Source organism: Blautia sp. AM23-13AC, from assembly GCF_003435675.1.
In the GTDB taxonomy this organism is placed as follows: domain Bacteria; phylum Bacillota; class Clostridia; order Lachnospirales; family Lachnospiraceae; genus Fusicatenibacter; species Fusicatenibacter saccharivorans.
Genome location: NZ_QTUL01000003.1, coordinates 105,072 through 118,966, shown reverse-complemented (window position 1 = coordinate 118,966; position 13,895 = coordinate 105,072). Strand labels below are relative to the sequence as shown.

The window sequence follows — 13,895 nt, the reverse complement described above, 5'->3', positions numbered from 1 at the left end:
TTGCTTTTACGGCCGATTTTCCGCCAGCTGCACCCAAATTTCATCAACGTACGCACCGCGTACGCCTCAGAAATTTGGGCACAGCTGACAAAAAATCTTCTCGTAAAATCAAGCGCAGAAAGACTCCGAGAGTACATAAAAAAACAGCAGGAGGAAAAATCAATGGCGGGAATTTTAACAGCGCTGCTTTCCGGCGCACTGATGAGTATTCAGGGCGTTTTCAACACAGAGGTGACGAAACAGACGAGTACATGGCTGGCGGCCGGCTGGGTGCAGATTAGTGCGTTTGCCGTCTGTCTTGCGGCATGGTGCATCACCGGGAGGGAGCCGATCGGGGATCTGTTCCGCGTAAAGCCGTGGTATCTGCTGCTCGGCGGGGCAATTGGCGCGTTTATCACGATCACGGTTATCTGGAGTATGGCAGGCCTCGGCCCGGCGAAGGCGGCGATGCTGATCGTCATTTCCCAGCTCGCAGCGGCGTGGCTGATTGAACTGTTCGGCCTTTTCGGTATGGAAAAAACGGATTTCACCGTGCGCAAGTTGCTCGGCATGGCAGTGGCAGTTGTGGGAATTGTAGTGTTTCAGTGGAAATAAAGGTACAGATTTCTACTTGTATTTTTGCGGCATCTCCGATACAATAGAAACGTAGTTATGCGTACACAAGGGACCCTTGCGCGTCAGATGCGAAGCGGAAGGGAGTACACAGCATGAAATTGAAAAAACAGCAGAACAGAGGCAGAAAACATGCAAAAATACTGGCGGCGATGCTGGTTTTTTTGCTCTGCGGATGCAACCACAGGGATACAGAATACAAACTGTCAGATAGCACGGGCGGGAGCACGGCGGAAACCGTTTTCGGGAATCAGAAGGAAGTGGATGAGGAGCAGACGGTTTCCGAAAAAAGCGCCGGAGAAACCACAGGCATTCCGGAAAAACGTGAGGCACAGGAGACAGCACCGGAAGAAACAGTGCAGGTTTATATCTGCGGTGCGGTTGCTTCCCCCGGTGTCTACACGCTGCCGGGCGGAAGCCGCGTAGTGCAGGCTGTGGAAGCGGCAGGCGGATTTCTGCCGGATGCTGAAGAAAAAATCCTCAATCTTGCACGGAAAATCGAAGACGGAGAGCAGATCACCGTCTGGACGCGCGAGGAGGCAGAAAACATGGAAATCACGGAAACGCCGCAGCAGAATACGGGCGGCACGGAGCAGGCTTCCGGTTCCGGCAAAGTCAACCTGAACACGGCCGGAAAAGAAGAACTGATGACACTCTCCGGCATCGGAGAGAGCCGTGCGGATGCCATCATCGCCTACCGCGAAGCAAACGGCCCGTTTGGTTCGATTGAGGAGATTATGAACATTGAGGGCATCAAGGGAAAGATGTTTGAAAAGATAAGGGGTTCTATCGAGGTTTAGAACAAGAAGGAGAAGAAATGGCAAAGAAAGTTCTTGTAGTTGATGATGAAAAACTGATCGTAAAAGGAATCCGCTTCAGCCTGGAGCAGGACGGCATGGAGGTTGACTGCGCATACGACGGCGAGGAAGCACTCTCCATGGCAAAAGAAAAAGAATACGATATGATCCTTCTGGATCTGATGCTGCCAAAGCTGGACGGATTGTCCGTCTGCCAGCAGATCCGTGAATTTTCCAACGTTCCGATCGTCATGCTGACCGCAAAGGGCGAGGACATGGACAAAATCCTGGGACTGGAATACGGCGCAGATGATTACATCACAAAGCCGTTCAACATTCTGGAAGTAAAAGCACGCATCAAGGCCATCATGCGCCGTGCGGCCCGCCAGGAGCCAAAAGAAGAGAAAGCAAAAGTCGTACAGGTGAAAGACCTGCGGATCGACTGCGAGAGCAGAAGAGTCTTCATCGGAGACCGCGAGATCAATCTGACTGCGAAGGAGTTCGATGTGCTCGAGCTTCTCGTCTTCAATCCGAACAAGGTGTACAGCAGAGAGAACCTGCTGAACATTGTCTGGGGCTATGAGTACCCGGGCGACGTGCGCACCGTAGATGTACATATCCGCCGTCTGCGCGAAAAGATTGAGAAAAATCCAAGTGAACCGAAGTACGTTCACACAAAGTGGGGAGTTGGTTACTATTTCCAGGCTTAAAAACAAAGAAAAATGGAAGTTTCTGCGGAGTCTGCGCTTCCGCATCACGGTGATTCTTGTGATCATCGGCATTGTACCGTGTGTGATCCTTGAGAAGAGCATCGTAAACAGCTATGAGGACCGTGCGGTATCGGTGCGCAGCATTACCGTAAAAAATCAGTGCGATATTATCTGCAACCAGCTCATCCAGCAGAATTACATGGAAGATCCTGGATCGGATGTCATCAACGGACAGCTCAGTATGCTGACGAATATCTACGGCGGCAGAATCCTGATTATCGACCAGGATTTCCGCGTCATCAAAGATACGTACGATATGGACCGCGGAAAGACGATTATCTCGCAGGAGGTCATCCAGAGCTTTCAGGGCAAGGAGACGAGCCAGTACGACCGGAAAAACAGCTATCTGGAAATGACGGTGCGGATTCAGAATACCGAGACGAAGGAGACGCTCGGCGTTATGCTCGTCAGCATTTCGACGGATGAGATCCGTGCGAATATGAAAATTCTGGAGACGAAGGGAATGACGATTCTTTCGATCATTACGCTTCTCGTGCTGGTCTTTGGCTATCTGCTCGCGGGCATTCTGATGAAGCCGTTCCAGAAGGTCACCCGTTCCATCGAGGACATCACCGACGGCTATCTCGACGAAAGCATTTCTGTTCCGGATTACCTCGAGACAGAGCTGATCACGGACGCATTCAACAAGATGCTGACCCGCGTCCGTACGCTCGACGATTCCCGCCAGGAATTTGTTTCGAACGTCTCGCATGAGTTAAAGACGCCGCTTGCGTCCATGAAGGTTCTGGCGGATTCGCTGAACGGGCAGGAGGGCGTTCCGGTGGAACTTTATCAGGAATTCATGCAGGATATTACCTCGGAGATCGACCGCGAAAACCAGATTATTACCGACCTTTTGTCGCTGGTCAAGATGGATAAAAAGGTGGCAGACCTCAATATCACCCAGGTCAATATCAACGAGCTGTTAGAGCAGCTGCTGAAGCGGCTTCATCCGATTGCCGCACAGAAAAATGTGGAGCTCATTCTCGACAGCTTCCGCCCGGTCAATGCAGAGGTGGATGCGACGAAGCTCTCGCTGGCGTTCTCGAACCTGATCGAAAACGGCATCAAGTACAACAACGAGAATGGATGGGTGCGTGTATCCTTAAATGCGGATCACAAATATTTCTACGTGACGGTGGCAGACTCCGGCATCGGCATCCCGGAGGAGTCGATTGCGCATATCTTCGAGCGTTTCTACCGCGTGGACAAGTCCCACTCGCGGGAAATCGGCGGAACCGGCCTTGGCCTTGCGATTGCGCGGAGCGCGATTGTCATGCACCGGGGAGCGATCCGTGTATACAGCAAAGAAAACGAGGGAACGACATTTTCCGTGCGGATTCCTCTGAATTACGTGATGTAGGAGGTGGCGCACATGAAACGGATACTTGGCGTACTGCTGGCCGGCGTGCTGCTTCTTAGCGGCTGCGGGCAGTGGCAGAAGAGCCAGAAGGAGTCGGCGTATCACCTGTACTGCCTAGACAAAACCGGCACAACACTGGTGCAGGAGCCGTATGAACCAAAAGAAGGAACGGATCAGAAACTGATCAAGGAGCTGGTTGACGCGCTGCAGGAGAAACCTGCCAAGGACGGAAACCAGGCACTTCTTTCCAATGGGATTTCCATCAAGACATATACGCTGGAGAACGGGCTCCTTACGCTGAACTTAAGTGGAGAGTACGGAGAGCTTGCGCGGCCGCAGGAGGTTTTGGTGCGTGCAGGACTGGTGCGTACCTTTGTGCAGGTTCCGGAGGTGGAGCGCGTGACGCTTCTGATTGACGGGGATCCGTTAAAGGATTCCAAAGGACGCGAGATCGGAACGATGACGGCGGACAGCTTTCTGGAAAATTCCGGAAGGGAAATTTATCAGTATCAGTATGCGACGCTGACACTGTATTTTGCAAATGAAGCAGGCGATCATCTTGTGAAGGAGACGCGGCGGGTGCCGTACAGCACGAACATTCCGCTGGAGCGGGTCGTGGTGGAGCAGCTGATGAAGGGACCGAAAGAAGACGGCCATTATGCAGTGCTGCCGGATACGATGAATGTCTTAAGTGTCACGACATCCGATCGGATTGCCTATGTGAATTTTGACAAATCTTTTAAGGATTCTGCGCTTTCGAGTGTGGCGGAGCAGATTCCGATTTATGCGGTGGTGGATTCCATCACGGCGAACTGTAAGGTGGATAAGGTGCAGTTTTCCATCAACGGAGAGAGCGATGTAACCTTCCGTGAAACGATGAAACTCAATCAGTTCTACGAGGAAGACCTGTCTTATCTGGAGGAAAAAGATACATGAGAAAACGGCCCATGTGCCTGGCGTGTCTTGGATTCATGCTGGTGCTTGTGCTGCTGCGGATTGCGGGCGTGCCTCTTGGCACGCCTTTTTCTGACCCCAAATACGAAAACAAAGCGCAGCAGGGCAGGAAGGTGTGGATTGCAGGGACAATTGAAACGTATGAGAAAAAGAGCAGCAACAACGGGTATGTGCTGCGCGGGGAGGGAAGCAAAGGGAAAATTTATCTGCTCGCAAAGCGGGGAGATCTGCCGGTCGGAGCCGCTGTGCGGGTGTACGGAACTGTAAAAAAGCCGGAAAGCCCGCGCAATCCGGGGATGTTTGATGAGAAAACATATTATGAGGGAAAAGGCTGTGCGTTCTACGTGATTTCGGAGCGGGAGGAAGTTGTGGATGTCGGGCGGTGGAATCTCGGCGAAGCGCTCCGGCTGGAGCGGGAGCGGTGCTGTGCCGTTTTAAAAGAAATGATGCCGGAGGAGGAGGCAGGTGTGCTTTCTGCGATGCTGCTCGGGGAACGGTCGGAACTCACGGAGGAGACGTATCTGGCGTATCAGCAGAGCGGTCTGCTGCACCTGATTTCCGTTTCCGGCATGCATCTGATGCTGCTCGGCATGGCACTCCGACGGCTGCTGATGGCGCTGCATCTGCCGAAAACTCCCGCGTCTCTGGCGGCGGCCGCCGGTATGGTGCTGTATGGCATGTTTACCGGCAGCGGAACGGCGACCGTGCGTGCAGTGGTGATGTTTGCAGTGCGGATGGGAGCTGTCGCAGTGGGAAGGACGTATGATTCCTTAAGTGCGCTCTCTCTTGCGGCAATTCTGATGCTGGCAGAAAACCCCTCGTATCTGGAGCAGAGCGGGTTCTGGCTTTCGTTTGGAGCAGTAACAGCCATTTCCGGGGTTTATCCGGTTCTGGCGGGGGAGAAGGCGGAACGGAAGAGACGCGGGGAAAAAACGGGGCTGGAAAAACTTGCGGCGAAAGGGAAAGAGGCTGCGATGGTGTACCTTTCCCTGCAGCTTGTCATGATCCCGCTGCAGGCGTGGTATTTTTATGAGATTCCGCTCTTTGCGTTTCTGCCGAATCTGTTTGCAGGAGCTGTCATGACGGCGGTGCTGCTGACGGGTGCTGCGGGGCTTCTGGCGGGACTGGCAAGCGTGAAAGCGGGAAGTGTTGTTCTGCTTCCGGCGCGGTTCCTGCTCACACTTCTGCGGCAGATGACAGCGGCGGTCGCACAGATTCCGGGAAATGTGTGGATCTGCGGTCAGCCGGAAAAATGGCAGATGGCAGGATATGGAATCATTCTGACCGGTCTGCTGGTGATACTGTATGTGCGAAAACGAAAACGGGAGATGAATCCGGATGGGGCAAAACGAAAAGGTGCGCAGGCACGAAGGCGGGAGCGGATGCTCTTTGGTATTACCATGTTTTTTGCCTGTGTTCTGCTTTTTTACCGTCCCCGGGAAACGTTTTCCATTACAGCGCTTGACGTCGGCCAGGGCGATTCGCTGGTGGTGGAGAGCGGCCGTTTTGTGATGCTGAATGACGGCGGGAGCAGCAGTGCGTCTGCGATCGGGGAAAAAAGGATTCTCCCATATCTGAAACAGCGCGGCATTGCCGCTCTTGATGCCGTTGTTATCACGCACCCGGACGCAGATCACACGAACGGAATCCTCGAACTGCTGGAGCTGATCGGGGAGCAGAAAACGGCGCTTCGCATCCGCCATCTGTTCCTGCCTGTGTGGATGAAAGGAAGCGAAAAAGAAAATCCTTTTATTTTAGCCGCACAAAAAGCGGGAATTATGGTAGAATATCTAAAAAAGGGAGACGAGATCCGTGCAGGAGAACTCACCGTATCGGTACTTCATCCGGGAGCGGGCGAAGACTATACGGGAGAGGAAAACGCCGGAAGTGTTGTATTACAGCTTTCCTGCGGTGCCTGCCGCGCACTTCTGACGGGAGATCTGGAGGGAAGCGGAGAAGAAGAGGTCCTGGGGGCGGCAGAGCGGTGCCAGATTTTAAAGGTGGCGCACCACGGCTCGAGAAATTCAACGAGCGAGGCATTTCTGAACCGCATACAGCCGCAGATCAGCCTGATTTCCTGCGCGTGGCCGGGACGGTACGGCCATCCGCACCGGGAGCTGCTGGAGCGGCTTCGTGCCTGCAAAAGCCATATCTACGGAACACCGGTGGATGGAGCCGTGACAGTACAGCTGAAGCGTGACCGCCTGGCGGTTCATGGATACCGGTCGGATGTGGAATTTCCCGTCTCCTGAATGGTCAAAAGCTCCGGCTGCTGCGGCACTGCGCAAACGTGCTTCTGCCGGAACGAAAGAAAGAGGATGGAATGAAAAGCATTTTAGAAGATATCAAAACGCAGAATTTTAAGCAGGCCTACCTGCTCTACGGAGAAGAAGCCTATCTGAAGCATCAGTATAAAAACAAGCTGAAAAACGCACTGCTGCCGGAGGACGACACGATGAATTTCTCCCGCTTTGAGGGAAAAGGAACCGAGATTCCCAAAGTGATTGACCTTGCGGAGACGATGCCGTTTTTTGCGGACCGCCGTGTGATTCTGCTGGAAAATACAGGATTTTTCAAAAACAAAGCCGACGCGCTGGCAGACTACATGGGATCCCTGCCGGATTATCTGGTGCTGATCTTCGTGGAGGAGGAAGTCGATAAGCGGAACCGTATGTACAAGGCGGTGCAGAAGCAGGGAAGAGCAGTGGAATTTGCTCGTCAGGACGAAAAGACGCTGATGACCTGGGTACTCGGCATGATGAAAAAAGAGGGAAAAAAGATCACGCGCCAGGATATGGAAGATTTTCTGGAAAAGACGGGCGCGGATATGGGAAATATCTCGCAGGAGCTGGAAAAACTGCTCAGCTATACGATGGGAAGAGATGTGATCACGCGGGCGGATATCGAGGCAGTCTGCACAACGCAGATTACGAACCGGATTTTCGAGATGATCCGCGCGGTAACGGAGAAGAAGCAGCGGAAAGCGCTCGATCTGTATCAGGATCTGCTGGCTTTAAAGGAGCCGCCGATGCGGATTCTCTTTCTGCTGGCACGCCAGTTCAATCTGCTGCTGCAGGTCAAAGAGCTGCTGGCAGAGCACTGCGATCAGGCGACGATCGCAAAACGGACGGGACTGCAGAGCTTCGTTGTGCGGAACTATATTCCCATGTCGCGCCAGTATGCGGCGGAGGAATTAAAAGCGGCGGTCAATGACTGCGTGCAGATGGAAGAGGACGTGAAGACGGGAAAAATTTCCGATCTGCTGAGCGTGGAGCTGCTGATTACGAAATACAGCAGGGCGGCGTAAGAGCAGAGTTTTCTAAAAAGAACAAGGCGTATCGGCCAGTTTTCCTGTACCGGTACGCCTTGTTCTGTGTTTATCAAAAGATCTGTCGCGGCGCACTCTTTTGGTAAGCATAAAAAAAGAACCCAGCCACATGACGGTATGACTAAGTTCTCTTTGGTTTATATCTTTATTATGCGATTGAGTTTACAGCTTTGCTCAGATTGGATACTTTTCTGGCAGCGTTGTTTTTATGATAAACGCCCTTAGAAGCAGCCTTGTCGATGGTAGAGATCGCATTTACTAATGCAGCAGCAGCAGCCTCTTTATCGTTTGCAGCAACAGCAGCATCTACTTTTTTCATAGAAGTCTTAACTGCAGAACGGATTGCTTTGTTGCGGTCTGCCTTTGTCTGATTTACCAGGATTCTTTTCTTTGCGGATTTAATGTTAGCCAAACTGTACACCTCCAATATTTTTAAAATTAATGTGATTTAAGGGATGTTATTCAATGGAACAGACACGGGCGCTCCACTGAAACATGCTTTATTATCCTATAATATTTCGCATGTTTTGTCAATACATATTTTTGAAAAAAATGCAAAAACTACAACAAAAATACAGGAGAAGGAGAAAAGTATGATAGGAAAGTATAGGATGCGGACAGACCTGGCGATGGAGAATCAGGAAAAATTTGAGAGGGACCATGTGGAGATCTCCGGGGTCGAGATTGAGAAGAAGAAAAGAAAGGCGGAAATTCAGACAACCATTGTGAAAATCACATCGGAGCAGGGTGCAAAAATGATGGGAAAGCCGAAAGGGACGTATGTGACGATCGAAGCGCCGCTGCTTTTGACGGCAGACGAGGAGGAGAGCCGGAAAGCGGCGGAGGAGTTTTCCCACTGTCTGATGGAAATGGTGCCGGAAGCGTGCGGATCCGTTCTTGTGGCCGGCCTCGGCAACCGCGGCATCACGCCGGATGCGCTCGGGCCGGAGACGGTGGAGCAGCTTAACGTTACGCGCCATCTGGTGCGCACCTACGGAAAGAAGGGCCGGGAAGTGAGTGCCCTTGCTCCCGGCGTTATGGCACAGACGGGCATGGAGGCAGTGGAAATCCTGCGCGGAACGGCAGAACAGACCCATCCAGATGTGATTCTCGCCGTGGATGCCCTTGCCGCATGCAGTATTCACCGGCTGAACTGTACGATCCAGCTTGCCGACACCGGAATCTGGCCGGGCTCGGGCGTCGGAAACCACCGCAATGCCTTAAATCAGGAGACGCTTGGCGTGCCGGTCATCGGAATCGGTGTGCCGACCGTTGTAGGGGCAGGAACGATCGTCCACGATGCCGTCGCAGGTGTTCTGGAATCGCTGGAGGAGTCCGAGATGGATGAATTTCTGGGAGAAGTCATTTCACCGGCGCTCGAAAGCCTTTACGTGACGACAAAAGAGATCGACGAGATGGTCCGCCGCCTGGCCGGGGTTCTTGCGGCAGGTATGAATCAGGCATTTTCCGGGGAACTGTAACATATCATGAATATGGTGATAATATGTGGAATGCCAGGCGAAATGGACGATGGTTCGGATGGGGATGTCTTTTCCTGTCCTGCAGTATACTGCTGTTCCGCAGTGCAGCGGTTCTCCGGAAAAATCATTTCTTAGAGGGGAAAGTTCTGCTGCAGCGGGCGGCAGCACAGGCGGAGCAGTTATCCGTGGATGTGATGATGCCGCTTCTTTTTTATGACGGAAAAGAGGACGGAAGGGGATGGATGGAAAATCTCCTCGCGGCAGTGCGGGATCAGATACCGGCGCTTCGGGAGGGAAGCACGGCAGAAAATACGCTGTCTGCCGGGACAGAAGCAGCGGAAACGGATACGGCGAAGCAGGATTCGAATCCGGGACCGGGAGCAGAAAGAGGGCAGACAGAATCGAAGGAGCAGGGAACTGAGGAAGATCAAAAGGATGGAACTCAAAAAGATGAAACTCAAAAAGATGGAATGGAAATCACGGAGGCGGAGCAGACGGAAACAGGAATCACAGAACCGGCAGCCGGAGAGTCGGCATCAACGGCAGAACCCGAAGCGCCGCAGTCTGTCCCGGAGGAGACCATCGAAACCGGCGGCGCACCGCGTGAGATTCTCTACCCGGAGGCCGACACGATTCAGGAGACAATTTCCCCTGACCTTCTTGCTGACCCGCAGGCGCTCCTGAACCGCTTCTTCGTTGTCGATCCCAACACTTCGGTCCTGCCGGGCGAGATCGACGGCAGCACCCTGCTCGGAAAAGACCTGACCCTGCCGGAAAATGCCGAAGGCCCGCAGATTCTGATCTATCATACCCATTCGCAGGAAACCTTCGCCGATTCCCGTCCGGGAGAAAGAGCGGACACGGTAATCGGCCTCGGTGATGATCTGCAGGAGCTTCTGGAAAAGCAGTACGGATACGAAGTGCTTCATATTACAGAGGCATTTGACATGAAAGAAGGCTGTCTCGAGCGGAGCCGCGCCTACAACTACGCGGAGCCGGTCATCGCAGCGGCGCTGGAAGAACACCCGTCCATTCAGGTCGTGATCGACCTGCACCGGGACGGGGTCAATGGTTCAAAACGTCTTGTGACAGAAATCAACGGAAAGCCGACCGCGCAGATCATGTTTTTCAACGGCCTTTCCCGCACGAAAGAAAGCGGCGAACTGACAAGCCTGCCAAATCCGTATCAGGCGGAAAACCTTGCATTTTCCTTTCAGATGGAGTATGAGGCAAAACAGTATTATCCCGGCTTTTCGCGCTGTATCTATTTAAAAGGCTACCGCTACAACCTCCATCTCCGCCCGAGATCTGTTCTTCTCGAGGTTGGTGCGCAGACGAATACGGTCGAGGAGGTGAAAAATGCAATGGGGCCGTTTGCGGATATCCTGCATAAGGTTCTGTCGGGCAAAAGTCCGGCATCAGGCGGATAAATTTATCTTGCTTTTTTGAGTGGAATTTCGTATCATACAAAATAGACAGATTGCGGGAGTACGAAATATGAAGCAATCTGGTATCGTAGGGAAAAAGCAGGAGGAAAAAACTTGTCAGGAATAGATCAGAGTAAAATTCGTAATTTTTGTATTATTGCCCATATCGACCATGGAAAATCAACCCTTGCGGACCGTATTATTCAGAAAACAGGCCTTTTGACCGAGCGTGAGATGCAGGATCAGGTGCTGGACAATATGGATCTGGAGCGTGAGCGCGGCATCACGATCAAGGCACAGGCAGTCCGTACCGTATACAAAGCGGCCGACGGCGAGGAGTACATTTTAAACATGATTGACACCCCGGGCCATGTTGACTTCAACTATGAGGTTTCCCGAAGCCTTGCCGCATGCGACGGCGCGCTGCTCGTTGTCGATGCATCGCAGGGTATCGAGGCGCAGACCCTTGCCAACGTCTACCTCGCCCTTGACCATGACCTGGATGTGTTCCCTGTCATCAACAAAGTAGACCTTCCAAGCGCCGAGCCGGACCGTGTAATTGCAGAGATCGAGGATGTCATCGGACTGGAAGCGCAGGATGCTCCGCGGATTTCCGCAAAAACCGGCCTGAACGTGGACGAGGTGCTCGAGCAGATCGTACAGAAAATTCCGGCACCGGAAGGTGATCCGACGGAACCGTTAAAAGCACTGATTTTCGACTCCGTCTACGATGCATACCGCGGCGTCATCATTTCCTGCCGTGTGATGGAAGGAAGCGTGAAAAAAGGAACGAGAATCCGCATGATGGCGACAGGCGCTGTCGAGGAAGTTGTCGAGGTCGGCTACTTCGGCGCAGGCCGTCTGATCCCGTGCGACGAGCTCTCCGCCGGAATGGTAGGCTATATCACCGCCAGCATCAAAAACGTGCGCGACACCCGCGTGGGTGATACCGTGACCGATGCTGACCATCCATGTGCAGAAGCACTGCCGGGCTACAAAAAAGTCAACCCGATGGTATACTGCGGCATGTACCCGGCCGACGGCGCACAGTACGGCGATCTGCGCGACGCGCTGGAAAAACTGCAGTTAAACGATGCATCCCTCTTCTACGAGCCGGAGACATCGGCAGCACTGGGCTTTGGCTTCCGCTGCGGTTTCCTTGGACTGCTTCACCTGGAAATTATTCAGGAGCGCCTGGAGCGTGAGTACAATCTGGATCTCGTGACGACCGCACCGAGCGTTATCTATAAGGTTCACAAAACCGACGGAACCGTCATTGACCTGACCAACCCGTCGAATCTGCCGGACCCGTCCGAGATTGATTATATGGAAGAGCCGCTGGTAAAAGCAGAGATTATGGTGACGACCGACTACATTGGACCGATCATGGAGCTCTGCCAGCAGAGACGAGGCCAGTATCAGGGAATGGAATACATGGAGACGACGCGTGCGATGCTTCATTACCATCTCCCGCTGAATGAGATTATCTACGATTTCTTTGATGCTTTAAAATCCCGCTCCAAAGGTTACGCGTCATTCGACTACGAGCTGCTCGGCTATGAGAGAAGCGAGCTTGTAAAACTCGATATCCTCGTCAATAAAGAAGAAGTGGATGCGCTGTCCTTCATCGTATTCGAGGGATCTGCCTACGAGCGCGGAAGAAAGATGTGCGAGAAGCTCAAAGAAGAGATTCCGCGGCAGCTCTTCGAAATCCCGATCCAGGCGGCTGTCGGATCGAAGATTATCGCCAGAGAAACCGTCCGCGCGATGCGCAAAGACGTCCTCGCCAAGTGCTACGGCGGCGATATTTCCCGAAAGAAGAAGCTGCTGGAGAAGCAGAAGGAAGGTAAGAAGCGGATGCGCCAGGTAGGAAACGTGGAGATTCCGCAGAAAGCCTTTATGAGCGTGCTGAAACTGGATGAAAATTAAGAAATAAAAATGAGACCGGCCTGTCGGCGCCGCCTGCTGTTGCGGGAGCGCAGGGGCCGGTCTTTCGATCGTACGGAGGAAAAGCAGAATGAATAAAAAAAGAAAACCACTGGAACTCTATGTGCATATCCCGTTCTGCATCCGGAAATGCGCCTACTGTGATTTTGTCTCGGGACCGGGTACGAAGGCAATGCAGAAGGAGTATGAAGAGGCTCTGCTGGCAGAAATCGATGCGGCGGAAGAGGCGGCGGAAAGGGAAGTAATTACTGTCTTTTTCGGCGGCGGAACACCATCCGCGGTAGAGGCCGGAATGCTCGCCCGTGTGATGGAAAAACTGCGGAGCAAGTACGTTTTTTCAGAGGATGCCGAGATCACGCTGGAGGCCAATCCGGGAACGCTGGATGTGGAAAAACTGAAATGTTACAGGAAGAGCGGCTTCAACCGGATCAGTATCGGCTGTCAGTCGGTTCACGATGAGGAGCTGAGACGGCTGGGAAGAATCCACACGTTTGCGGAATTTCAGGAGAGTTTTGCACTGGCACGGGATGCCGGGTTTGCGAATATCAACGTGGATCTGATGTCAGGTCTGCCGGAGCAGAGTGAAAAGAAATGGGAAGAGAGTCTTCGGACGATCGCGGAGCTTTCTCCGGAGCACATTTCCGCCTACAGCCTGATCGTGGAGCCGGGAACCCCGTTTGCGGAGCAGAAACTGGATCTGCCGGATGAGGACACAGAACGCGAAATGTATGCCAGAACGGCGGAAATCCTCGCAGAATACGGCTTTTTCCAGTATGAGATTTCCAATTATGCAAAGCCGGGCTTCGCATGCCGCCACAATATCGGCTACTGGAAAAGGACGGATTATCTGGGGTTCGGGCCTTCCGCGGCATCGTTATTCGGAAACCGCCGGTGGACGAACACGGCAGATCGATCTTTGTATCTGAAAGCGTGCGGAGCACTGGAAAAGATCCGTGAGGATGAGGAAATTCTTTCCCAGCAGGATGCCATGGAAGAATTTATGTTTCTCGGCCTTCGAATGACACAAGGGATCTCGACGGCGGAGTTTGAGGAGCAGTTTGGAAAGGAGATCCATGCCGTATACGGCGGGGTTCTGAAGAAATACGAAGCGATGCATCTTTTACAGGAACACAGCGGGCGTCTGGCTCTGACACGCGATGGGATTTCCGTCAGCAATGTGATTCTGGCAGATTTTCTGCTGTAAAAAGATGATAAA

General features: G+C 52.9%; 12 protein-coding genes. 11 read left to right on the top strand and 1 reads right to left on the bottom strand.

The features are described from left to right. Positions 1-162: 162 nt before the first annotated feature. The 7 genes from DW642_RS05305 (at position 163) to holA (ending at position 7,803) form a co-directional block, all read left to right on the top strand. Positions 163-594, top strand: a complete 432-nt coding sequence (locus tag DW642_RS05305) for a DMT family transporter (protein WP_117509610.1) — start codon at positions 163-165, stop codon at positions 592-594. Between the two features lie 113 nt (positions 595-707). Further along, positions 708-1,412, top strand: a complete 705-nt coding sequence (locus tag DW642_RS05300) for a helix-hairpin-helix domain-containing protein (RefSeq protein ID WP_117509512.1) — start codon at positions 708-710, stop codon at positions 1,410-1,412. Between the two features lie 17 nt (positions 1,413-1,429). Next, a complete protein-coding gene (locus DW642_RS05295; protein WP_022462209.1) occupies positions 1,430-2,119 on the top strand; it encodes a response regulator transcription factor in 690 nt (229 codons plus the stop codon). Further along, positions 2,064-3,542, top strand: a complete 1,479-nt coding sequence (locus tag DW642_RS05290; RefSeq protein ID WP_242991129.1) for a sensor histidine kinase — start codon at positions 2,064-2,066, stop codon at positions 3,540-3,542. The genes DW642_RS05295 and DW642_RS05290 overlap by 56 nt, the downstream gene beginning before the upstream one ends. Before the next feature lie 12 nt (positions 3,543-3,554). Beyond that, positions 3,555-4,478 carry a GerMN domain-containing protein gene (locus tag DW642_RS05285; RefSeq protein WP_055227346.1) on the top strand — a complete coding sequence of 308 codons (924 nt, stop codon included), beginning with the start codon at positions 3,555-3,557 and terminating at the stop codon, positions 4,476-4,478. Beyond that, positions 4,475-6,748, top strand: coding sequence for a DNA internalization-related competence protein ComEC/Rec2 (locus DW642_RS05280; RefSeq protein ID WP_117509510.1), 2,274 nt, complete (start codon positions 4,475-4,477; stop codon positions 6,746-6,748). Before DW642_RS05285 ends, DW642_RS05280 begins: the two co-directional genes overlap by 4 nt. Positions 6,749-6,819: 71 nt before the next feature. Continuing rightward, positions 6,820-7,803, top strand: coding sequence for a DNA polymerase III subunit delta (gene holA, locus DW642_RS05275; protein WP_117509509.1), 984 nt, complete (start codon positions 6,820-6,822; stop codon positions 7,801-7,803). A 169-nt stretch (positions 7,804-7,972) separates the two neighbouring features. Here holA and rpsT read toward each other — a convergent pair whose 3' ends face one another. Further along, the gene (gene rpsT, locus DW642_RS05270) at positions 7,973-8,236 is read right to left on the bottom strand and encodes a 30S ribosomal protein S20 (RefSeq protein ID WP_022462214.1); all 264 of its coding nucleotides are present in this window, start codon (positions 8,234-8,236) and stop codon (positions 7,973-7,975) included. Between the two features lie 181 nt (positions 8,237-8,417). Between rpsT and gpr the strand changes: the two genes are divergently transcribed. The 4 genes from gpr to hemW all read left to right on the top strand — a co-directional run bounded on the left by gpr (position 8,418) and on the right by hemW (position 13,883). Continuing rightward, positions 8,418-9,305 (top strand): GPR endopeptidase, encoded by an 888-nt coding sequence (gene gpr / locus DW642_RS05265; RefSeq protein WP_055218620.1) that lies wholly within the window; start codon positions 8,418-8,420, stop codon positions 9,303-9,305. 23 nt (positions 9,306-9,328) lie between these two features. Then, a complete protein-coding gene (locus tag DW642_RS05260; RefSeq protein ID WP_242991128.1) occupies positions 9,329-10,735 on the top strand; it encodes a stage II sporulation protein P in 1,407 nt (468 codons plus the stop codon). A gap of 111 nt (positions 10,736-10,846) precedes the next feature. After that, positions 10,847-12,661 carry a translation elongation factor 4 gene (gene lepA / locus DW642_RS05255; RefSeq protein WP_117509508.1) on the top strand — a complete coding sequence of 605 codons (1,815 nt, stop codon included), beginning with the start codon at positions 10,847-10,849 and terminating at the stop codon, positions 12,659-12,661. Between the two features lie 88 nt (positions 12,662-12,749). Next, entirely contained in the window at positions 12,750-13,883 is a 1,134-nt protein-coding gene (hemW, locus tag DW642_RS05250; protein WP_117509507.1) for a radical SAM family heme chaperone HemW, read from the top strand. Positions 13,884-13,895 lie beyond the last annotated feature (12 nt).